Below are 22212 nucleotides of genomic sequence, written 5' to 3' on the forward strand. Positions count from 1 at the left end.
ATTAACTTTGAGATCATTTGCTGGTCTGGAAACCAAAAAACCCGCTTATCATTTAAAATAAGCGGGTTTTAGCTTTTATTGTTAGTAGCATCTAATTGCCTGACCGTGATTGAGGAAGCTGCTGGCTCAAAACTATAGTTCTTGCTGTGAGCATGGCATTATCGATTTAGTCAGCTTGTCTGGCTCATATTAAACCAGCTCAACATAAAAAGTGGTGCCTTTATTCTCCTTGCTTTCTACCCAAACTCTTCCCTGGTATTTCTGTACAATTTGCTTCACAATGTATAGGCCCAAACCTGTAGTTGTTTCACCTGAGGTACCAGTTCGGCGGGCTTTTGTGAACTTATCAAATATGTTTTCCTGTAATTCTTCTGGAATGCCTATGCCATTGTCGTGCACCTGCAACACGGCTTTATCATTTTCTTTTTTGAGGGTAATGGTTACCTGTTCTCCGGCCCTGGAAAACTTAACAGCATTCGAGAGCAGGTTTTCCAAAAGGCGCATAAACTTTTCCTTCTCAATGTGTGCAAATACAGGCTCATCTGAACTATGGAAAACTATTTTGATGCTTTTTTTTGTAGCGTCTGCATGATGCGTATGGAGGTAATGCCGGATAAGATCTCCTAAATTGATTTCTTCTGCCACCGTAGCCGATGACTCCACTTCACCAATAAGCAGCAAGTCCTGTACAATTTCGAAAGTGCGGTCGGAGGTAGCCATGATCAGGTTGATATATTCGAAAGCCTCCTTATTGCGCTCCGAAACTGCATTGTTACTGTTCTCCAGCGTGTCCTTCAGCAATTCGGCAGCCAGCTTGATATTGTATAGCGGGTTTTTCAGGTCGTGGGCTATCAGGTGCATTATAGTTTCCTGCTTCTCGTATTGCTTCTTCAGCTCCTGCTCCAGCGTCTTGCGGGTATTTATATCTTCAACTATAGTATAGCCCAGAACTTCATTCTGATTCTGAAAAAGAATAGAGGTTACCCGGCACCAAATGATAGCGCCGTCTTTCTTTATCATGCAAACTTCTATCTGGAAAGCGGGAATTTTTTTTGACCAAAGGTGGTCCTGCAGTTCCTTCCAGTGGCCAATAAAATCAGGGTGAGAGAAAGCGGTGATCTTGGTTCCGATCAATTCCTCCTGGTTGTAGCCTAACATATTCTCTAGTGCCTTATTAACACGGATGATTTTCAGGTCTGGAGCAATGATTTTGTTTCCAAGGATAGATTTGTCAAATATAGTTTCGAAAGGGGTCAGCTCGATTATATCCCTCTTTCCGGCTTCTACCTGGTTTTCAAGTCTGTTAGTGTCTGAAGTATTCTCTGCCTGTAAAAGCTTAATTTGCTTGCGAAGTGCAAGCACTTCCTTCTCGAGTTGTGCTACTTTATCATTTGGGCGTAACGTGCCTTTTGTGCTCTCCATAGTTTAAGCAATGTATTAATAAATAAAGATAGTTATAGTTAGCTGCCAAAAGCAAGTGCCAACCCGGCTTCTTTATGCTGTGTTATTTCTTTATCAGCCATCACAAAACCATCTTTTACGAAACTGTTTGCTAGAGCCTTCTGCCAAATTGCTCATACGCAAACTGAAGCTCCTGCTCTAATAAGTTAACTGAATAAATTTTTTGTCATTTTGTAATTTCCCCGTCTACGAACCGAAGGTATTTTAAGGTTGACTAAACATGCGTTTTGACATAAAAGCAATCAACATTTACTAGATCTTCCACCATACGCTAACTGTAAGCATTTGCTCATTTATGCGCTCCCGATGAAGGAAAATATGGATGCTGCAAAGAACAAATCACAGGAATCGTTTTTCCGTTTTACCAGTAGTAATTGTAGCTATAGCGAGGTAAGCAACCCAAACCATTAATCCTGTGTAGTAGCTTTTAGTATAACTATAGTTGTACCACGCAACAAAACTTCAAAAGTATGGCAGCTCAACATAAATCTTCTAAAGCAAAACCGCAGCACCTGGGGCTGCCTGTACCCAAAAGTATACTGCTGGCCATTGGCGGCAAAGAAAGTAAAAGTGAAGACGAACGCCCCGAGTCGCAGAAAGAGAATAACAGCTTTATAAGTGAGGAAATACTGAAGCGATTTGTAAAGGAACTGAAAGGCACTAAGCCGATGATCCTGGTTGTGCCGGCTGCTTCCAGCGATCCTGTTCCGGTTACCCGAGAGTATAAAAAATTATTTAAGAGCCTGAGAGTTGATAACATAAAAGTAGCAGACATAGCCACCCGCGAAGATGCCAAAGCCCCTGAGTTAATAGAACTTGTAGATAAAGCTGCCGGCATTATGCTAACCGGCGGCGACCAGCTACGGCTTACTTCTATACTTGGAGGTAGCCCGTTTCTGGAACGCATTAAAACGCTATACCAAAGAGAAGTTGGTAGTGGCAGGAACTAGTGCCGGAGCGGCAGTAATGTCTGCAAACATGATTTACAAAGTAGAAGCACAGGGAGGTATGCTGAAAGATCAGGTAAGCGCCACTGCAGGACTTGATTTGCTTAAGAATGTAGCTATTGATACCCATTTTATAGACCGGGGGCGCATTGTGCGTATGGCGCAGACTGTAGCGCAAAACCCGGGGTGCATTGGCATTGGCCTGGAAGAAGATACTGCGATACTAGTAAAAGACGGGCGGGAGATTGAAGTGATAGGCAGTGGCCTGGTTACGATCCTGAATGGAATGGATATAAGCAGTACCAATATTTATGAGATAGAAGAGGGAGAGCCTTTTACGATTTACGACCTGAAAATGCACTTACTGGGAAGCGGTAAAACCTATACCATCCCGACCTTTAATGCCGACCTGGATAAGAAGAGTAAATGAGTTTTCATTTGGCTGTTTTGATCTTCTAAAACATATTTATAATGAGAAAGCAAAATGTAGTTCCGTTTGTGGTACCGAGGAGATGAATACTTTGATGAGCAGCACAAACAATTATTTAAGGCGTTTTAGCTCCGGCAAACTGACAGGTTTTATCACCATCGGTACTTTTTCTACTTCCACATTGCTGGTATCAAGCCCGAACCATTCTACTTCTGATGGAATAAACTGCTTGATAAAGAAATACCATTCCATGATCTTTCTTTCCTTAAAAGGCAGGTCGTTTTCTTTGGATAAGAACTTTTCCATCACAACAAATCTGAAATCCCCCATAACATTATACCGGTTCAGCGACTCGTAGCGGCTCCGTATATCTATTTCTCCGTTATGAACCATTTCTTCTACCACTTTCCTGAAAAAGAGATTAATGCGCTGTTCTACCCTGAATCCCAGTTTAAAGTCAATGCGCACTATATCGTCCTTCTCAATAATTCTTACTTTATAGGCCATCGTGTAAGGGCTGTCGGTAGTAGAGACGTGTATAAACCAGTATATATCAGCCCGTTTGGGTCGCTTCTGAAATATAGAGTATATAATTTTTGATTCAATTTCACGGGGATGCTGGGCGCCCGTCATAAAAACCAGGTGTGTCGCATATTTCGGAATACTATAGTCATTGCTCAGCTCTTTCAGTGCCGGGAGGTATTCTTTAAACTTTACTTCATCATTCAATCTTCTCTTAATCTCAAACGCCTTTATCCAGATATACATGATTGTAATCAGTAAACCAGCAATAACTAGCGACACCCAACCTCCATGCTGAAATTTTTCGAGGTTGGCGATCATAAATCCACCTTCGATCAGTAAATAGAAGCTGAACAAACTACCTGCTATGGCAACAGATTTATACTTGAAGAACAGATAGAAGCTCAGCAAAGTAGTGGTAGACAGCATTGCCAGTGTAATAGCTAAGCCATAGGCGGCTTCCATGTTGGCAGATTCCCTGAAATAGAGTACAATGCCCACGCAACCTAACCACAAAAGCCGGTTGATGCTGGGGACATAAAGCTGGCCTCTTAAGTTGGTAGGGAACTCAATTTTAACTTTAGGCCATAAATTAAGCCTGGTTGCCTCGCTGATAAGCGTAAAAGATCCGCTGATAAGCGCCTGGCTGGCAATAATAGCAGCTATAGTTGCAATAGTGATTCCTATCAGTAAAAACCAGGAAGGCATGATCCCATAAAATGGATTTGTGTTAAGCTGTTCTCCTTCCTGCAGCATAAGCCAGGCACCCTGGCCAAAGTAATTCAGCAACAGGCAAGTCTTAACAAAGATCCAGCTTATCCGGATATTTGGTCTGCCGCAATGCCCTAAGTCAGAATATAAAGCCTCGGCGCCGGTTGTACACAGAAAAACCGCACCGAGCAACCAGAACCCGGAAGGATAATTGACAAGCAGGTTATAGGCATGAACCGGGTTTAACGCAGCTAATATTTCAGGATGATGCGCCAGCGATAAAAAGCCTAATAACCCCAGCATTGAAAACCAGATGAGCATTATGGGGCCGAATATTTTGCCAACAATTTCGGTTCCGAAGCTTTGTAGTAAAAATATGCCCGTGATGATGGCAAGTATGATGGGTATAGTAGGAAGTTCAGGGTAAAGAATGCGAAGCCCTTCTATAGCTGAGGACACCGAAATAGGTGGTGTAATGATGCCGTCTGCCAGTAGTGCAGCCCCGCCTAGTATAGCAGGTATTACAAGCCAGGTCGCCCTTTTCCGGACCAGGGTGTAAAGTGAGAATATGCCACCCTCCCCGTTGTTATCAGCCTGCAAAGTCAGGATCACATATTTTAGTGTAGTCTGAAGTGACAGGGTCCAGAAAACACAGGAAATACCTCCATAAATCAAGTGCTGGCTGATTGGTCTGTCGCCAACTATAGCTTTCATCACATAAAGCGGGGAAGTACCAATATCACCGTAAATGATACCCAATGCTACTAGCAAACCTGCCCCGGTTACATGCCTGGTACTAACACTGCTCATATGATTTTGTCATAGTATATAGAACAATGTGTTTACGGTAATGGCAATTTTTCGGGCTAATCCTGGTACACAGATGGTTTCAGTGATTTGGTTGCCCGCAGAACTATAGTGTAAGGTACTTTTGCCGTAGGATGTGGTATGAAGTACATGCGCACTGCTGCCTTCTAATTATCCGGGAGCCGGGGATAAACTATAGTATGGAGGAAGAAAATTAACTGGTTCGCATTATCATAATACCTACCAGTTATGTATTGCTTTCGATGAGTTGGGATGTACAGAGAGTATGTTTGACAAACTTAGATAGCAAGAACTATTTTATACACTTCGTGTCAAATCTGCTTTCGTTTGCTTCCATTTTTAAAGGCACCCGTATATTGCATCAAATCAGAACAAGCTTGATATGGCAGCTCATCCTATCCAATTGGTTAACTGCTTTATAGCCTTTAGCAAAAAAAATACTTTATGGATAACTATATATTCATGTTTAAGTGCAAGTATTTGCCAATTGTTATACGTATTTACGTTTTATGAATCTGCAAATCACCTCAACTACTAAATCGGTAGATACTACTAACCGACCGTACGCTATCCGTTTTAGTGAACCTCTAAGTCTGATCGAGATCCAATGGGAAAAAGCGGTGGGTTCTGAAGAGCTTCATGAATCATTAGCGCATCTTTTACAGGAAATTGACGAAAAGGAGCCTCGTTTTCTAATCGCTGATACCCGCCTTTTAAGTAGTTTGGGAGCTGATGACCAGAACTGGATCAGGAATTCATTTTTACCTGCTTTAAATACATCTACTGTTACAAAGTTTGGTCGGGTTACAGAGCCGGACGTATTCACACAGGCAGTTCTGGATAGTATCCTGGATTATGTTCAGTTTGAGAGATTCTTCGGTTGTAGCATGCGGTCATTTCCCGATCGTGAGTCGGCCCTGGAATGGATTTATGCTTTTTAAAAAATACAAAAGCCCTGCAGAAGACGCTACAGGGCTAAATGTATAACACAAACAACCAACAACTTTTGTATCACCAAACGGTGAGTGATTACTTAGACATAAATGTTTGCTGCTCATAGCACTGCGAAAATTCTGTAACTCCTACAAAATATCCGCCTATGAAAATACCAGCACCCCTGCTCACAGCCTGTTCGCAGGCATAATAATCTATAACACCTCCATCTATCGTCGCAAAGTCTACCACGTCAGCGGGCATTTCTACTGCCTGATATACCGGAGCAGCTACTTTTCCTTTCGGTTGGTTAGCTTTGTTCGCGAGGCTATAAGTAGATTCCATAGAGGGTGTCATTATGTTTTCCTTAACAATATTAGTTCATGGCAACTTCAGGGAATAGGAAATGTGTTGCGGGTTTTTAACTAGGATTAAACATATAAACCATTGTATAGTAATTTATATATAGCTCAATAACTATATTATGGCAATAAACTATAGGATGTGGTTTATGTAAAAAGTAACAAGCAACTAAATGATGTTAGTCAAAAAGGTGGGGTATATGGCAAAAAGTAACTTTTTGTACTTTTACCTAGCCTGATAAAGCCTTATTAAGTGATAGCTTATAGTCTGTAAAGCCAATACAGTAAGAGCCAGAAAGGCACCTGGAAAGGCCAGAAGCCACCATGCAGACAGGTTTTGCCTGATACTTCCGATCAGTCTGCCCCAACTGGCAAAGTCTGCCGGGAACCCGATGCCCAGAAACGAAAGGGTAGATTCGATAGCTAACAGGCTTGCAACTCCAAAAACAAAAGATACTACAACCGGTGTTACCATGTTGGGCAAAGCCTCTCTTATGATAACGTGACGGTGCCTCATGCCTGTACTGAGGGCCGCTTCTATGTAAGGTAACTGTACAATACGTAACATCTCGGCACGTGCAAGGCGGGCAGTGCCTGTCCAGTAAGTGCAGATAAAAACAACAGAAAGTAACAAAACCGAAGGACTTGCAAAGGCCGCAATACCTATAAGTAACATCATGCGCGGCAGGCTGGCAAGCAACTCAGTTAGGCGCAACATAAAGCTGTCGACCGGTATGGCTATAGTATAGCTGGAAGGCAAGAACCGTTTAAGAACAGGATAGAGTACAAGCCATAGAGCAAACCAGATTCCCAGTCCGGTGGCTATAGTTGTATAGGTAATATGAATAGGTAATGCTTGTATACTCGCCTGCACAGGCACATACCCCAGGTAATATAATCCAGAGACTATAGTGCAGCTAACTATAAAAGCTTTCAGGTAGCTTATTCTTAACTTATAGTTGCCATAGTAGCCAGCTACAACACCTATAGTTGTACCCAGAAATGCCGAAAGTAACATTACCGGTATGGCAACAGATAAGCCGTTTCGGGCGCCGTGCAGCAGGTTCGCCAGCACATCACGCCCTAGTTGATCGGTGCCAAGCAAATGCTGGCTGTTTATGAAAGGTTTCTGGAAGGTATGTTGCAGGTCCAACTCGTTTGGCAAATAAGGCAAAGGCAGCACCGGAAGTGCCAGAATAAGCATTAGCAGCAACAGCAGGTATACTGCTGCCAGTTTAAAACTCCACCTGGTTTTGTAGAGATGCCCGATGTTACGAATCAAAGCTTTCATGCAGCGCGCCTCCCAATTCTTGGATCAGTGGTTGCATAAGCAATATCAGCTAAAATATTGGAGAACATTTTGACAATCGCAACCAACACCATCACACCAATTATTACCGGGAAATCGCGGGCAAGTACACTACTAACCAGTAACCGGCCTAAGCCTGGTATTGCAAAAATAGTTTCGATCACAACAGTTCCGGCAACAAGTGCAGGCAGCATGTCGGATAGTACTGTGATTACCGGAAGCAGTGCATTTTTAAGGGCATGCTTTGTTACGACTTGCCCCGAAGGCAGGCCTTTGGCGCGCGCCGTCCGGATGTAGCCCGCCTGCAAAGTACCTGACAGGTAATTATAGAACTGGTTGGTAAGGTACGGCACATTATTTAATGTAAGGCAGAACACAGGCAATATCAGGTAGGGCGCCTGCGACAGCCAGATATGTTCGGAGCCGGGCAAGCTGATGCCTAGACCAAACACAGGGAAAACCTGCCAGGCATCAGGATTAGCCAAAAGCAATAAAAGCAACAGCGAGAAAACAAACAGCGGCATACTGTCCAGCACAACAAGTGTAGCCAGCAATGGCTTTCTAAGTTTCTTGCCCGTATCCTGTACCATCCAGATGCCTGCACCAAGTGCTATAGCTATAGTTAGCGCCAGGCTGACAAAGCTGATGACCAGCGTAGTGGTGCCTGCCTCCCGGATAACGATTGTAACCGGTTTTGCATTTACAAAAGAGGTTCCGAGGTTTCCCTGCAAAAGATCATTTAGCCAGAAATGATATTGATTGTGCAGGCCATGCCATTCTGGGTCAGGTACAAGGTAACTATAGCCTGTGTTATGCTGTAAGTTAATAGGTGCTAACGAGAAGTAGAATACTGGCAGATCTTGCCGCGTACGCTTAAGTAGTTCGTTATAAGCAGCTGCCCGGCTGGTATGGTTGCTCTGACTGTAAAAACCCTCCTGCGACTGCAGCATCTTTTCCTCGCCAAAAGTGCCCGGCAACATACGGCTCAGCATAAAAACAGCCGACAACATAAGCCAAACAAGTACAAGCGCCGACAGAAACTTTTTTACAAGTAAAGATGCGCGCATACACAAACTACTTTTTAAGCATAAAGGCACTCACATCGTAAGTAGGCTGCAGCCCCGATACTTTTGTGTTCTGGAAGCGGTTATGGATGGCAATACGCTCTTTCTGGTAATAAAGCGTCAGAAAAGTAGCTTCATCCTGCATCACTACCTGCAATTGCTTAAGAAGGGCAGCTTTTTCTTTTTTGTCTGATGCTTTGTTGATGTCGTCCAGTAACTTGTCTGTTGCTGCATTTCCGAAGCCTGTATAGTTTGTCCCACCTAAAGCAGCATAAGATGTATGCAGGATAGGTTTAAAGTTGAAGGCAAACGGATTACCATTTATTGGTCTGAAGAATAGTTCAAAAGTATGGTTTCGTGAGTTCTGCGAGAAAAGACCGCTTTCCTGAGCCTCTACCTGTACCGGAATACCCAGTTTACCTGCACTATCTTTAAAAATCAGCGCAGTGGTTTCTACTACATTGTTTCCGGCTTTGTAAATGGCGGTTATAGTTAGTTGCTGTTCTTTACCATCTATCGTTTTATACCAGCCCTTGCTACGCTGCTGCCAGCCAGCCTGCTCAAGCAGCTGTTTGGCTTTGGTAATGTCGTATTTATAAGGCTTTAATCCTGTGTTATAGTATTCTGTTACCGCAGGCGGCACTATGCCTACAGTTGGGGTGGCGTAAGACTGTTGTGTAACTTTTATGATGTTTTCAGTATCCAGCAGGTGCGCAATGGCCTGTCGCGTGCGCTTATCCTTAAACTTAGGCAACCGGCTATTCAGGCCGGTATAAATAGCTGCATATGAGTCCGGGGTATGCAGGTTATAGTCTTTTAAGACGCCTTGGTTCTGCTTTAGTTCATCAAAATCCAGTGCGGGAATATCGCTCAGTACATCCAGTTGCTGGTTTTTTAGGGAGAGGATGGCAGTAGTGTTATCAGGAATAACATGAAAGATGATGCGTTCTGGATTAGCTGTAAGGTTAGAGATCTCCAGATTGTTTCCCCACCAGTTTTCTTTCCGGCGAAGCATTACGGATTGCCCCGGTATCCACTCTTCAAGCAGATAACCGGCGCTACCTTGTAATATCTTGCCACTATTATTGTATACCGGTGTATTAAAGCGGGCCGCATAAGCCTTTAGGTAATCATTGTTCTCAAGCTTGGAAAGGCTGTCTGAGAATGCGGCTACCGGTATGTTCTTAAGTTGTTGTTCTGGATCGTATAGGTAGGCTGGCAGTATAAAGAAATCTCCGGAAAGCAATTCCATTTCAGGTGTGAAGCCATCACACACAAAAGTAAATTTCCGATTATTCGCTTTATCCGGCAACAGGTCCCTTATAAAAGCTACCTGCGGTTTAATGTGCTCGTTCTGCAATAAGGGTGCTTTAAGCACCTTAAGCGTAAAAGCTACGTCGTCCGATGTTACAGCCGTCCCGTTTGCCCACCTGGCTTCTTCGCGGATTTCGTAGGTAATGTAAGTTACAGCGTCTTTTTGCTCTATGTGTGGCATGCTCTTGGCCAACACTGGTTTAAGCTGTCCATCAGCCAAATCCGGTCCCAATAAGCTTTGGAACAAGAGGTTGTTGATCTGCATGCCGGCAGCATCGGAGAAGTTTATAGGGCTTAATGTGTGCGGCTCAGCGGCCAATCTTACCCTAACTACATCTGGTTGCTCCTGCGGTTGCGGTTGCGAGCAAAAAGAAAAAAGTAATACAAAACTTAAGAAAAATACGGAGAGGTTCCTCATCTCGAAAATGTCCTTTGGCTAAAAGTAATCTTCAGCAAGATAAGGAAAAGCGTATTAAGTTTTCTTAATTAATCATACCAGTTGCCTGTGCCACCTTCTACGTTGGTGCTGCCATCTGGAGGAGTTGTTGACTGGCTTGTCTGATGCGATTGAGCTTTGATTTCCTGAGCTTTTTTCTCGGCAGCAACTTTGTCCGGGTTAACGCCTCCTAAAATTGTTGCGATTTGCAGAATTACGGAAACTACGATTTCTATCATGGCTTTTTATGTTATTGTGTTTTAATTCCTGAACAAATATTTCGGAATTACTCGTTACAGCCAAGGAATATTAAACTATAAAAGTAACTATGATATAATAATGAAAGTGTTGAAAGGATTTGATGTAATAGCGTATTATATTATAAATAATACTAGATTTATGAATCTGTATATATTATTAAATTGAGTTTTATAACATAATGCTCTAAAAGCTAGCCAGCCTTTTACTGCTATTATCTTAAAATCAGGCAGCAGCAGCATTAAATTATGCTCTTTAGCAGGGCAATAACTATAAATAAATATAAAAAACCAACTGCTCATGCAGGAGATTCAGCAATTATTCAGAGTGCTTTATAGTTTGTCTTCCAAGCCTGGTGTGGGAACAATACCATACAAAAACAAGGGCTTGGAGGGTATATTTATACAGGGCATAACACAAGGCAAATTTGCTTCCGATTCTGAAGCAGCCACTCGTTTGTATGGCACAGATCAGACAGATGTGCGGTATAAAATGCTTAAGCACAGAGTAAAAAAGAAGCTTTACAATGCCCTGCTCACAGTTGAGATAAATTCAAACAAAAGCCAGCTGCAGAAAGAAGTAGAATGCGCACGTCTTATTACCATTGCCAAGTTGTTGTTTAAGCAAACTGAGTACAACTTGGTTTTGGGGTTATGCAGTAAAGCAATTGCCATCTCGCAGGAGTATCAGTTTAATGAGTTGCTGCTAAGCGCGTACGAGCTGGAACTGGCAACACTTACAAATCAGGGCACTCTTAAAACTTACAATGTAAAACGGGAGACATACCTAAAACAACTTAAGATTGTAACATTAGAGAAAGAAGCTTTAAGTTTTTATCAACTGGCAAAAGCGCACCTGCGGAGTACGGTAAAGGTGCGGAAAGCCCTGCTGAATGAACTACCCGGAATTGTAAACAGGCTAAGTGAGATAGTAGGGGAAATCAATTCTTTTGAAAGCTACCTGGCTTATTATAAAACTTCAATTCTATACTACGAGCTTATCGGCGATTTTTCTAAAATCATTACTATTACAAAAGAGGCGAATAGTAAATTAGAGAGCGGACAGATTAATGCCCAACGTTTTGATACTGCCTATAACGCTTATATATTAGTTTATGCTCATTTAAGGGCAAAAGACTACAGCCAGGGCTTGTTTTATGCGAACAACTACTATAGCCTTTTCGATAATACAACCAGAAACTGGTTCTCTTATATGGAGAATTATTTTCTATTAGCTGTGCATGCCAAACAGTATGAACTGGCCGTGATTTTATTACACAGGGTACGGATTAATACTAATTTTAATACAATTTCTAACGACGCAAAAGAGAGGTGGCAGCTGTATACGGCATACCTGTATTTTATAGACCCGAAAGCCCCTGTTTTAAAAGACTTCAATTACCAGAGTTTTATAAATTCAATTACAGAATACAGCAAAGACAAGCAGGGCTTTAACGTAGCAATTCTTATTCTGCAATTTATGTATTTTCTTAAAAAAGGTGATTCAGAAGGTCTTCTATACAGAATCGAGAGCCTTAAGAAATATATTTTGACGCACCTTAAAGACACATTCAGCTTAAGGAGTAAGCTTTTCCTAAAATTGCTCATGCTAACGGTTACCGAAGATTTTGATGCAGCATCGTGTCGGATTAAAGGAGCGAAGCATTATCAGAAACTGATCGAGACACCTACTCCGGGCGATGCTTATGCTGAGATAGAAATTGTGCCATATGAGCACCTATGGGAATTAATTCTGGAAGCAATGCCGAAAGGAGCTATTTAGCAATGGAAGAACTGAAGAGGCTTATTGATATCCTGGAAAACCATAACATAGCTGTAGGGCCAAACAGCGAGCTTGTCTCTGAATTAACCAGTTTAGACGTTCGTTTATACCAACTGGCGAAAGACTATAATACAGAGCTGGAAGAAGAAGTAATAAAACAGCTCTACGGCACAAATACCAAGGCCAGTGCATTCAGAATGCTTAAATCTAGGTTGAAAAGAAAGCTTTTTAACCAGGTCTTATTTATCGACATACAGAATCTATCGGTTTCGCCTGAGTTCAGAAAAGCCGAACTTGAATGCCAGAAAGACCTTTATATAATAAATACCCTGAGAGCGATAGGAGATGAAAAGCTTGCTCAGTTGAACCTGCAAAAGGTGCTGACACTGGCGCAGGATATGCAGTTTACCAAAGTTCAGATTGATATATACGAAACACTCAGGTTGCTATATGCAGCGGATGGATATAGTCGCAGAAAATTTTCAGAATGTACAGATAAACTGGATGAGCTATATAACCTTCGCAATATTGAGGAAAAAGCTGATCGTATCTTCTATAACATCAGGTTTATTCTAAAACTGGGGGTAGAAGAAAACAAAAAATACCAAATAGAGCTGCTTGACGCAAAGGAGCAACTACATGCTCTGTGGCAAGAATCAGGTCTGAACTCGATCTTCCGAAGGTATCACCGCCTGACACTTTTTTATCTGGAAGGAAAAGGAAACGCGGGGGAGCTTATAGATTTCCTGCAATACACCTTTAAACTATATGAGCAGGGCAAGATTCATAAAGCGTACTACTCAATAACTTTTAACAAATTTATGCTTGTTTATGCCTATCTGAAGAACCAGGACTATACAACCGGTTTAGCAGAAGCAGAAAAACTGGCACAGGTAATGGAAACCGGATCAAGGAACTGGTTTGCTCACTTGGAGAATTATTTCTTGCTGGCCGTACACGACAAAGATTACAAAAAAGCTGAAGCCCTACTGCTGGAGGTTTTTGAAAATAAATATTTTCAGGATAATAATCTTTTCAGCCAGGAAAGATGGTCAATGTATTACCAGGTTTACCACTTTATTTCTGGTTTTACTATTCCTGTAAAGCTGATAAAGAAACTGCAGGTAGTGCCCCAGGATAAAAAGGGCTTTAACCTCTGGCGGCTGATACTGGACTTTATGCTGGCACTGCAGGATAAAGATCCTGAAGCTATAGGGCGTGAAACGGAGCGTGTAAAAAAGTTTATGGCTAAATACCTGGTAAACAAAGAGGATGCACGCTCTAAATATTTTCTGAAGTTGTTGTTGTTGGCTGGCCGTGAATATGATAATGCCCAAACCTGCCGCAAAAAAGGAACCTATCTGTTTGAAAAATTGAAGGAGGCGCCTATACCGGGTTATGCTTATGCCGAAACTGAGATTGTTCCATACGAAGACCTTTGGGAAATCATTTTGCAAAAGCTGGACGCTGTTAAATAGTTAACTATAGTTTATGCTGGCATGAATCGGATTTTTAATATCTTAACGCATGCAAAAGAACAACCCAACTATAACCAATGCCTGGTGCTTTTACGACTGGGCCAACTCGGTTTACTCGCTGGTTATTACCTCTACTATTTTTCCAATATACTATAGCGCTGTAGCCACCAACCCTGAAACGCAGTCAACTTTAGTTAATTTCCTGGGGTTTGAGCTGGAGAGTTCGGTACTGTTCTCTTACGCTGTCTCGGGCGCATTTTTGATCATCGCGCTTCTTAGTCCGTTTCTCACAGCCATAGCCGACTATAGTGGCCGCAAAAAGCTGTTTATGCAGCTGTTTTGTTACCTTGGTTCGCTGTCTTGTATTGGTTTGTTCTTTTTTACGCGCGATACCTTTACATTGTCGGTTATACTTTTTGTTCTGGCATCAATAGGTTTTAGTGGCAGTATCGTTTTCTACAACGCTTACCTGCCCGAGATTGCTACCGAAGACCAGTTTGATAAACTAAGTGCCCGCGGCTTTTCTATGGGCTATGTGGGCAGTGTGCTGCTGCTGATCTTTAACCTGGCCATGATACAGCAACCGGAGTGGTTTGGAATTGCTGCTGATAACAAGAGCCTGCCGCCACGCATTGCTTTTTTAACGACAGGCCTGTGGTGGTTTGGTTTTGCGCAATACTCATTTTATCACCTGCCCAGCAATGTATACAACCGCAAACCAAAAGGCAGTTGGATTCTAAATGGCTTTAAGGAACTTCAGAAAGTCTGGGCCCAGGTAAAGCAACTACCCATGCTGAAACGTTTTCTGCTTGCTTTTTTCTTTTACAACATGGGTGTGCAAACGGTTATGTATGTGGCTACCATCTTCGGAATTGAAGAGTTGGACCTGGAAGAAAGCGCACTGATCTTAACAATCCTCATCATACAACTGGTAGCCATTGCTGGGGCCTATGGTTTTGCTTTTCTATCAGGTAAATATGGTAACATCAGGGCGCTTATAGTTGCTGTTATCACCTGGATTGGCATCTGTATAGGCGCTTATTTTATTCGTGGTGAATTTGATTTTTATGTGCTGGCAGCTATAGTTGGCTCTGTGATGGGAGGTGTACAGTCGCTGTCGCGGTCTACTTACTCTAAGCTGATACCGGCTACAACTATAGACCACGCTTCCTTTTTTAGTTTTTATGATGTTACCGAGAAAGTATCTATCGTTTTAGGAACGCTGGCTTATGGGTTGGTGGCACAGCTAACGGGCTCTATGCGCAACAGTATTCTGGCCCTGATTATATTCTTTGTGCTTGGGCTGATCTTCCTGTCGATGGTACGCTGGAAACGGGCAATAGGAGCAGAACAGGACGTAAAGGTAAATGTAGCCTCGTAAACTATAGTTTCAACTATAAACCTTCCAAGCCCCTCCTAAAAACAGGAGGGGTTTTTATTTTCTGATTCTGCAGCACTTTTTGCTGGAGCGGATCTGTAGTCCGGGAATAAATATAAAGTCGGATTTGCAATCCAACTGGGCGGGACGCCTAGCTATAGTTAGACACCAGCGTGGGCACTCGCACCATATTATAACGTAGCATCCTCGTTTCGAAAGCATTCGAAGTGTGAGCCATCTTGTGACATAACGCCAAGTAAATCGCAACTATAGTTTCGATAAATATCTAAACTATAAACTATAGCTTACGCGGCCAGATGCTGTGGGTAGCTCACACTCACCAGAGGTGAGCGTGGGCATTAAACAGATGCGAAAAACTAATTCGATAGTGGTATAAACAATAGCCTTTAAAACAAAAACGCTGCTGCAAATTATTGCAGCAGCGTTTTCTATAGTTTATAGTTGCTTTTACTTTTTGTAAACCTGCGTACCGTTAACATAAGTGTAGAGCACCTGCAGGTTGCGCATTTTCTCCGGAGCAACTGTCATCAGGTCATCTTCCAGAATCACAAAGTCAGCGAATTTACCGGCTTCTATAGTTCCTTTTTCATTCTCTTCAAAAGCTGCTTTTGCTGCCCAGATCGTCATACCGCGCAACGCATCTTCACGTGTCAGAGCATTCTCCATCTGGAAACCACCATTAGGCCAGTTTTTGGCATCCTGGCGGGCAACTGCCGCATGGAACGTGTAAAGCGGGTTAATGTGCTCTACCGGGAAATCGCTGCCTAGTGGAATCCAGTTGTTTTGCTGCATTAATTCTTTGAACGGATAAGCGTGTTTTATACGCACATTGCCCAATCTGTCGCCTGCCCAGTACATATCCGAGGTGGCGTGCGTAGGCTGCACCGATGGTACAATGTTATACTGTCCGAACTTAGCCATGTCTGCCGGGTTCACGATCTGAGAGTGCTCAATTCTCCAGCGTTTATCGTTTTTGCCACCTAGTACTTCGCCATAAATATCCAGCAACAATCGGTTTGTAGAATCACCGATCGCGTGCGTGTTCATCTGGAAATCTGACTTAGCCAATTGTGCAGCTATATCTCTGAACTCCTGCTCCGTAGCCAGCAGAAAACCATAATGGCCTGCTTTGTCGTGGTAAGGCTTTAGTAAGGCAGCACCGCGTGAACCAAGCGCACCATCACCATAGATCTTAAACGACCGTACATTAAGCCTGTCGGTTTTGTAGATACCGTTTTTCAGGTAGTAATCCAGGTTCGGTTTAGTCGGGTTCAGCATTACATACACACGCATCTGCAGCTCGCCGCTCTTGTGCATGGCATCCATCAGGTCGGCAGTACTTTTATCTAAACCGGCATCGGCCAGCGAAGTTAAGCCGACAGCAAAGCAGTTTTTCTGCGCATTAATCAAAGCCTGACGTTGCTCTTCTTCATCGGGCTCCGGAATTTTAGCAGTTACCAGGTCAATGGCATTGTCGATCAGGATACCGGTCATTTTGCCTTTCTCCACTTCAACCAGGCCACCCACCATTTTAGTAGTAGGCGTAATGCCAGCCAGGTCCAGCGCCTTTTGGTTAACTATAGCTGCGTGCCCATCTATGCGGGTAAGAATAACCGGCGTATCCGGGAAAAGCACATCCAGTGTATCCTTGGTCGGGAATTCCTTTACAGCCCAGTCGTTCTGGTCCCAGCCTCGGCCGGTAATCCAGTCTGTATCCGGGTATTTCTCACGCTGCTTCGTAACCCGCTGCACTACCTCCTTAAACGACTCCGTATCAACTAGGTCTGCAGACTGCAGCGACAAACCGTAGCGGTAGAAGTGTGCGTGGGCATCGTTAAAGCCCGGGTAAATGGCTTTTCCTTGCACATCCAACTCCTCCGTTGCCTTATACTTGTTGCGGATCTCTTCTGTAGTGCCAACAGCCAGTATTTTACCGTCTTTCACAGCAAAGGCCTCAGCTTTATAGAAGTTATCGTTTACCGTATAAACCGTGCCATTGTAAACTATAAAGTCTGCAGTTTCGGAGGCTGTTTGGGTGCTGGTACAACTGCTTAGTAGGGTAGAGCCGAGCAGTATGGCCGCAGCAAAGGTGCGTAGCATTTTTTTCATGTTTTTTGCTTATTCGAAGCGCATGTGTTTTACAGATTCACCAGAGTTCTTCAGCTCAATCAGCGAATCAATGCCAATACTTAAGTGCTTTTCAACAAAAGAAGTAGTTACCAGTTTATCGCTTTCTGATGTTTTCACGCCTTCAGGAATCATCGGGTTATCAGACACCAGCAGCAGTGCACCGTGTGGTATTTCATTAATAAAGCCTACTGTAAAAATAGTGGCCGTCTCCATGTCGATACCCATGGCGCGAATCTGGCGAAGATAATCTTTAAAGTCTTCGTCGTGCTCCCAAACGCGGCGGTTAGTGGTATACACCGTTCCGGTCCAGTAGTCAAGCTCGTGTTTTTTGATCATGGATGACACAGCACGCTGCAAACGAAACGACGGCAGAGCAGGAATTTCAGGTGGCAGGTAATCATCAGATGTACCCTCGCCACGGATTGCTGCAATCGGAAGTATAAGGTCACCGATCTGAGTTTTACGCTTCAATCCACCGCATTTGCCAAGGAACAAGGCTGCTTTTGGTTTGATAGCAGAGAGCAAATCCATTACTGTTGCTGCCATAGCGCTACCCATACCAAAATTTATAATGGTAATGTTATTGGCTGTTGCGGTTTGCATCGGCTTGTCTAGACCGTTGATTTCAACTTCAAAACGGTCGGCAAACATGCGCACGTAATTTATAAAGTTAGTGAGCAGAATATACTCACCAAACTCGTTGAGTGGCACACCCGTGTAGCGGGGCAACCAATCATTAACGATCTCTTCTTTCGTCTTCATAAAATAAATATACTTAATTAGATATAAAAAATCCGCCTTGGCAGCCGGTGCTGCGGGGGCGGAGCGTCAGAAAATGGCTAACTTGCACTATGGATGCACTCAATCTGCCACCTTTCGAACACAAAATTACAAAATCCGGGGCGAATTATCTCATTTTTGATATACTCCGTCGTAAGAATATAGTTCTAACCCCGGAGGAATGGGTGCGGCAGCATTTTTTGCATTACCTTCTAAACAGCCTTGGTTACCCCAAAAGCCTGATCAGTATCGAGCGCGGTACCACATACAACAAGTTGCAGAAACGCACTGATTTGTGTGTATACGACACTTCTGGTAGTCCTTATATGCTGGTTGAGTGCAAAGCAGCTGCTGTACCTATTACGCAGGATGTAGTAAAGCAGGTGTCGGTATATAATCAAACTATAAAAGCGAAGGTTGTAGTTATTACCAATGGTCTAGATCATTACTGCTGGCTTGTTGATTTTGAATCGCGTCAGTTTAAGCCACTTCAGGAGATTCCGGTTTATAATAAGTTATAGTATCTATATTGTCATGTCGAGCGTTAGTCGAGACATCTTATATGGCCTATAGCTATCTATAGTTGACAACTCGACACAAGCAGTTTGTTCTATAGTTTCCTCTTATCCTAAGAGCTTTACTCACCTATATGTTTCATCTCTAGCTTTGGTGCGCTCACGGCCGCGGGGCCCCGTCTTCGGGCATCGCGCTGCTGCCTTCTTGCTATCCTCGTGCCTCGGATTGGCTGCGCCACCGCAACAAGTCAAAGGCGCTCAACCCAAAGACTGAAATCACTCGATAGCTAAGCTATAGTTTAGTGAGCAGCTATAGTTGCATCGCCTTTCCGTGGTGGTAGTTTCTTGGGGCAGGCTGCGCCTGCCTATTCGTGGTCTGTAACTATAGCAAAAGCAGAATTCCCCTCTTGGGAGGGGTAAGGGTGGGTTAGAACACTAACTATAGAACTATAGATCAATTATAGTAGTAACAGAAAATTCCCCGCCTTAGGTAAGGAGGGGATAGGGGTGGTTGGACCAACGCCAACTATAGAACGACAGCCGCAACTATAGTAAATACCCCGATCCAAGAAATCCACTAATCCCCTTAGCCACCGGTTCAAAAAACTACACGTTACAGCAATTGCTTTATAACCTTAGCCAGCTCACCAGTTAATGCTCTTCGAGAGAAACGAGCGTGGTTAATGTAAGGAAGATCCAGGTTCGGATTGATTTTCCAGGCTTTGCTCATCTGGGTCATGTGGTCCAGCATCAGGTCGTAGGCTGTGTAGTGGAACAAGCGGCCTGCTCCGCATTCGTCTATGATCTGGTCCATGGCTGAGTGCACAGGGCCTAAAGCAACTATAGGTTTATTGGATGCTAAATACTCAAACAGTTTGCCAGGTACGTTAGCGTACACACTATCTACCTCTGCAATAGAGAGCAGCAGCACTGTACTTTCCATCATGTACTTTATGGCTTCCTGGTGCGGTACATACGAGATGTATTCTGTGATGCCTTCCAGCCCTGCTTTTGCAATTCTTTGTTTTACGCCATCCGATACCTTGCCTACAAAACGGAGTTTATAGTTTATTTCGCTGTGCGTTGAGAGCAAATTGGCAATCACTTTCAGGAACACATCGATGTTATAGTTCTCAGCAATGGTGCCTGTATAGGTGATCAGGAAGCAATCTTCCGGCGGATTGCTCTGGAAGATAAAATCGTCTTCGTCGTAACCATTTGGTATCACATGAATCTTATCGGCTGTAATGTTGGCCGGCTTGTTCATAAAGAGCCGTTTGGTATCGTCGCTGGTAACAATAATGGCATCGGCCTGCTCTAACACCTGGCGCTCATACTTTTCATCCAGACGGCGGGCAATAGGCGTATGCATCAGCTGGTCGTAGTAGTGGATGTTGGTCCACGGGTCGCGCAGGTCTGCAATCCAGGGTAGCTTGTATTTCTGCTTTAGCTTAAGCCCGATCAGCTGCGATGAGTGAGGAGGACTTGTGGTTATAATAGCATTGTATTTACCGGCAACTATAAGTTCTTCGGCTTTCTGAAGGGCATGCTTGTTCCAGCCAACACGGGCGTCCGGAATAAACATATTGCCGCGTACAAACTTAAAAACCTTGTCCAGGAAGCTGTCTTTGGTTTTCTGATTGGCAAAGCCGCTATAAGGAATTTCTTTTTTACCGGAAAGCTTTTTATAATACTCGAAAGGTTCGGAGGTAGCTGTTCGGTATACTTCAATTCCATCCGGAATCTCCTTTTCAAAAGTAGGGTCCAACAAAGCATAGGATGCCTGCTTTTCGTCCACGGTAAGTACACCCGGCTGCACACCAAACTGGGGCAGATATTTACAGAATTTTAAGCCGCGCTGCACGCCTGGCCCGCCCGAAGGAGGCCAGTAATAGGAGATATATAGTAAGTTCGTGAGATCAGTGTTCTTCAAAGCGGTATATTGCTTAGCTATTCGTTCAAATATAATAAATATAAAAACTAAATATGGCTTTACGGACCACAGATTAAGGAGATCGGAATGTTTTGCAGAAAGGAGGCCTTCAAAATTATAATGCAGTTTTAGCGGAATGGGCCATTTAAAAAGTAACTATAAACTATAAATCAGCGTGGTTTAATAACTTTGCATCCCGCAAAACCACTAAATCAGTTCTGATCTGTGGTTCAGACAAGTAAATTTGTTTATTTTTGTAGGTAAATCCAGAAGAAAGAGATGTTTGATAATTTAAGTAACAAACTAGACCGTGCCTTTAAAACGCTTAAAGGCCAGGGAAGCATTACCGAAATAAACGTTGCTGCAACTATAAAAGAGGTGCGCCGCGCCCTTGTAGATGCTGACGTAAACTATAAAGTTGCCAAAACTGTAACCGATAAGATCAAAGACGAAGCCATGGGCCGCGATGTATTAATCGCAGTTTCACCAGGCCAGTTAATGGTTAAGATCGTGTATGAAGAGCTGACCCAGCTGATGGGCGGCGAAAAGCAGGATATCAACATTAAAGGTGATCCGGCGATTATCCTGATCGCGGGTCTGCAGGGTTCTGGTAAAACAACTTTTACCGGCAAGCTGGCAAACTACCTGAAAAAGCAGGGCCGATCTGTAATGGTAGCTGCCTGCGACGTGTACCGTCCGGCTGCTATTAACCAGCTGCAGGTGCTGGCCGAGCAGGTTGGCGTAGAGGCTTACACTGAAATGGATAACAAAAATCCGGTTCAGATTGCCCAGAACGCCATAGAGCACGCTAAAAAAACAAACAAGAAAGTAGTTATCATCGACACCGCCGGTCGTTTGGCCGTGGACGAGGCGATGATGAAAGAAATAGCAGAGATCAAAGCGGCCATTAAGCCAACCGAGACACTGTTTGTAGTTGACTCGATGACGGGCCAGGATGCGGTGAACACTGCCAAAACCTTCAACGACCGCATCAACTTTGATGGCGTGGTACTTACCAAGCTGGATGGTGACTCCCGTGGTGGTGCAGCCCTTTCTATCCGTGCTGTAGTTGAGAAACCGATCAAGTTTATCTCTACTGGTGAGAAGATGGAAGCGCTGGATCTGTTCTATCCGGATCGTATGGCACAGCGTATCCTTGGCATGGGTGACGTTATTTCCCTTGTTGAGCGTGCGCAGCAGGCCTTTGACGAAGACGAAGCGAAACGACTGAACAAGAAGATCCGCAAAAACCAGTTCAACTTCGATGACTTCCTGACGCAGCTGGAGCAGATTAAAAAGATGGGTGATATCAAAGACCTGGTAGGTATGATACCGGGCGTTGGTAAAGCCCTGAAAGATGTAGAAATAGACGACAACGCGTTTAAGCCTATCGAAGCCATTATCCGTTCGATGACACCAGCTGAGCGCGAGAACCCGGATATGATTAACGGCAGCCGCCGTGCCCGTATCGCGAAAGGTTCTGGTACCGACATTACGCAGGTGAACAACCTGATGAAGCAGTTCAACGACATGCGCAAAATGATGAAGTCGATGAACAAGATGGCTGGCACCAAAGGCGGTATGGCCAACCTTGCTAAAATGATGGGTGGTCGCCGTTAA

18 protein-coding genes are annotated in these 22212 nt (G+C 43.7%); 8 read left to right on the forward strand and 10 right to left on the reverse strand.

The genetic code is table 11. The features are described from left to right. Nucleotides 1-189: 189 nt before the first annotated feature. On the reverse strand, nt 190-1422 hold the full coding sequence (locus GXP69_RS07045; protein ID WP_163913790.1) for a PAS domain-containing sensor histidine kinase: 1233 nt from the start codon (nt 1420-1422) through the stop codon (nt 190-192). Between the two features lie 509 nt (nt 1423-1931). Between GXP69_RS07045 and GXP69_RS19055 the strand changes: the two genes are divergently transcribed. Both GXP69_RS19055 and GXP69_RS19060 read left to right on the forward strand, forming a co-directional pair. Beyond that, nucleotides 1932-2411, forward strand: coding sequence for a cyanophycinase (locus GXP69_RS19055; RefSeq protein WP_235925584.1), 480 nt, complete (start codon nt 1932-1934; stop codon nt 2409-2411). Then, nucleotides 2341-2838 (forward strand): cyanophycinase, encoded by a 498-nt coding sequence (locus GXP69_RS19060; protein WP_235925585.1) that lies wholly within the window; start codon nt 2341-2343, stop codon nt 2836-2838. Before GXP69_RS19055 ends, GXP69_RS19060 begins: the two co-directional genes overlap by 71 nt. Before the next feature lie 111 nt (nt 2839-2949). Here GXP69_RS19060 and GXP69_RS07055 read toward each other — a convergent pair whose 3' ends face one another. Continuing rightward, nucleotides 2950-4881, reverse strand: coding sequence for a KUP/HAK/KT family potassium transporter (locus GXP69_RS07055; protein ID WP_163913792.1), 1932 nt, complete (start codon nt 4879-4881; stop codon nt 2950-2952). 527 nt (nt 4882-5408) lie between these two features. Between GXP69_RS07055 and GXP69_RS07060 the strand changes: the two genes are divergently transcribed. After that, nucleotides 5409-5840, forward strand: coding sequence for a hypothetical protein (locus tag GXP69_RS07060; protein ID WP_163913794.1), 432 nt, complete (start codon nt 5409-5411; stop codon nt 5838-5840). Nucleotides 5841-5928: 88 nt separating this feature from the next. Here the strand turns inward: GXP69_RS07060 and GXP69_RS07065 are convergent, their stop codons facing one another. From GXP69_RS07065 to GXP69_RS07085, 5 genes are all read right to left on the reverse strand, one after another. After that, the gene (locus GXP69_RS07065) at nt 5929-6177 is read right to left on the reverse strand and encodes a hypothetical protein (protein ID WP_163913796.1); all 249 of its coding nucleotides are present in this window, start codon (nt 6175-6177) and stop codon (nt 5929-5931) included. A gap of 243 nt (nt 6178-6420) precedes the next feature. Further along, nucleotides 6421-7485, reverse strand: a complete 1065-nt coding sequence (locus GXP69_RS07070) for an ABC transporter permease (protein WP_163913798.1) — start codon at nt 7483-7485, stop codon at nt 6421-6423. Further along, nucleotides 7482-8570: an ABC transporter permease gene (locus GXP69_RS07075; RefSeq protein WP_163913800.1), complete on the reverse strand. Its 1089-nt coding sequence runs from the start codon at nt 8568-8570 to the stop codon at nt 7482-7484. The genes GXP69_RS07070 and GXP69_RS07075 overlap by 4 nt, the downstream gene beginning before the upstream one ends. Nucleotides 8571-8577: 7 nt before the next feature. Beyond that, nucleotides 8578-10200, reverse strand: coding sequence for an ABC transporter substrate-binding protein (locus GXP69_RS07080; RefSeq protein ID WP_163913802.1), 1623 nt, complete (start codon nt 10198-10200; stop codon nt 8578-8580). A gap of 167 nt (nt 10201-10367) precedes the next feature. After that, entirely contained in the window at nt 10368-10556 is a 189-nt protein-coding gene (locus tag GXP69_RS07085; protein ID WP_163913804.1) for a hypothetical protein, read from the reverse strand. Nucleotides 10557-10875: 319 nt separating this feature from the next. Between GXP69_RS07085 and GXP69_RS07090 the strand changes: the two genes are divergently transcribed. Genes GXP69_RS07090 through GXP69_RS07100 form a run of 3 tightly spaced genes read left to right on the forward strand, consistent with a single transcriptional unit; the run spans nt 10876 to nt 15216 of the window. Beyond that, the gene (locus GXP69_RS07090; protein WP_163913806.1) at nt 10876-12357 is read left to right on the forward strand and encodes a hypothetical protein; all 1482 of its coding nucleotides are present in this window, start codon (nt 10876-10878) and stop codon (nt 12355-12357) included. Beyond that, nucleotides 12315-13835 (forward strand): hypothetical protein, encoded by a 1521-nt coding sequence (locus tag GXP69_RS07095; protein ID WP_204281941.1) that lies wholly within the window; start codon nt 12315-12317, stop codon nt 13833-13835. The genes GXP69_RS07090 and GXP69_RS07095 overlap by 43 nt, the downstream gene beginning before the upstream one ends. A 49-nt stretch (nt 13836-13884) precedes the next feature. Continuing rightward, nucleotides 13885-15216 carry an MFS transporter gene (locus GXP69_RS07100; protein WP_163913811.1) on the forward strand — a complete coding sequence of 444 codons (1332 nt, stop codon included), beginning with the start codon at nt 13885-13887 and terminating at the stop codon, nt 15214-15216. A 465-nt stretch (nt 15217-15681) separates the two neighbouring features. Here GXP69_RS07100 and GXP69_RS07105 read toward each other — a convergent pair whose 3' ends face one another. Beyond that, nucleotides 15682-17343 carry an amidohydrolase gene (locus GXP69_RS07105; protein WP_163913813.1) on the reverse strand — a complete coding sequence of 554 codons (1662 nt, stop codon included), beginning with the start codon at nt 17341-17343 and terminating at the stop codon, nt 15682-15684. A gap of 9 nt (nt 17344-17352) precedes the next feature. Continuing rightward, a complete protein-coding gene (locus GXP69_RS07110) occupies nt 17353-18126 on the reverse strand; it encodes an AMP nucleosidase (protein ID WP_163913814.1) in 774 nt (257 codons plus the stop codon). Nucleotides 18127-18215: 89 nt separating this feature from the next. On the opposite strand from GXP69_RS07110, the gene GXP69_RS07115 reads away from it, so the two are divergent. Beyond that, on the forward strand, nt 18216-18665 hold the full coding sequence (locus tag GXP69_RS07115; RefSeq protein WP_163913816.1) for a type I restriction enzyme HsdR N-terminal domain-containing protein: 450 nt from the start codon (nt 18216-18218) through the stop codon (nt 18663-18665). A 607-nt stretch (nt 18666-19272) separates the two neighbouring features. On the opposite strand, the gene GXP69_RS07120 is transcribed toward GXP69_RS07115, so the two are convergent. After that, nucleotides 19273-20592, reverse strand: a complete 1320-nt coding sequence (locus GXP69_RS07120) for a glycosyltransferase family 4 protein (protein ID WP_163913818.1) — start codon at nt 20590-20592, stop codon at nt 19273-19275. Nucleotides 20593-20871: 279 nt separating this feature from the next. Between GXP69_RS07120 and ffh the strand changes: the two genes are divergently transcribed. Beyond that, nucleotides 20872-22212 carry a signal recognition particle protein gene (gene ffh / locus GXP69_RS07125; protein ID WP_163913820.1) on the forward strand — a complete coding sequence of 447 codons (1341 nt, stop codon included), beginning with the start codon at nt 20872-20874 and terminating at the stop codon, nt 22210-22212.

Source organism: Pontibacter burrus, from assembly GCF_010686685.1.
Classification (GTDB): domain Bacteria; phylum Bacteroidota; class Bacteroidia; order Cytophagales; family Hymenobacteraceae; genus Pontibacter; species Pontibacter burrus.

Coding starts and splice junctions, on each gene's coding strand:
- GXP69_RS07045 (WP_163913790.1), bottom strand. CDS start 1,422: ATGGAGAGCACAAAAGGCACGTTACGCCCAAATGATAAAGTAGCACAA.
- GXP69_RS19055 (WP_235925584.1), top strand. CDS start 1,932: ATGGCAGCTCAACATAAATCTTCTAAAGCAAAACCGCAGCACCTGGGG.
- GXP69_RS07055 (WP_163913792.1), bottom strand. CDS start 4,881: ATGAGCAGTGTTAGTACCAGGCATGTAACCGGGGCAGGTTTGCTAGTA.
- GXP69_RS07060 (WP_163913794.1), top strand. CDS start 5,409: ATGAATCTGCAAATCACCTCAACTACTAAATCGGTAGATACTACTAAC.
- GXP69_RS07065 (WP_163913796.1), bottom strand. CDS start 6,177: ATGGAATCTACTTATAGCCTCGCGAACAAAGCTAACCAACCGAAAGGA.
- GXP69_RS07070 (WP_163913798.1), bottom strand. CDS start 7,485: ATGAAAGCTTTGATTCGTAACATCGGGCATCTCTACAAAACCAGGTGG.
- GXP69_RS07075 (WP_163913800.1), bottom strand. CDS start 8,570: ATGCGCGCATCTTTACTTGTAAAAAAGTTTCTGTCGGCGCTTGTACTT.
- GXP69_RS07085 (WP_163913804.1), bottom strand. CDS start 10,556: ATGATAGAAATCGTAGTTTCCGTAATTCTGCAAATCGCAACAATTTTA.
- GXP69_RS07090 (WP_163913806.1), top strand. CDS start 10,876: ATGCAGGAGATTCAGCAATTATTCAGAGTGCTTTATAGTTTGTCTTCC.
- GXP69_RS07095 (WP_204281941.1), top strand. CDS start 12,315: ATGGGAATTAATTCTGGAAGCAATGCCGAAAGGAGCTATTTAGCAATG.
- GXP69_RS07100 (WP_163913811.1), top strand. CDS start 13,885: ATGCAAAAGAACAACCCAACTATAACCAATGCCTGGTGCTTTTACGAC.
- GXP69_RS07105 (WP_163913813.1), bottom strand. CDS start 17,343: ATGAAAAAAATGCTACGCACCTTTGCTGCGGCCATACTGCTCGGCTCT.
- GXP69_RS07110 (WP_163913814.1), bottom strand. CDS start 18,126: ATGAAGACGAAAGAAGAGATCGTTAATGATTGGTTGCCCCGCTACACG.
- GXP69_RS07115 (WP_163913816.1), top strand. CDS start 18,216: ATGGATGCACTCAATCTGCCACCTTTCGAACACAAAATTACAAAATCC.
- ffh (WP_163913820.1), top strand. CDS start 20,872: ATGTTTGATAATTTAAGTAACAAACTAGACCGTGCCTTTAAAACGCTT.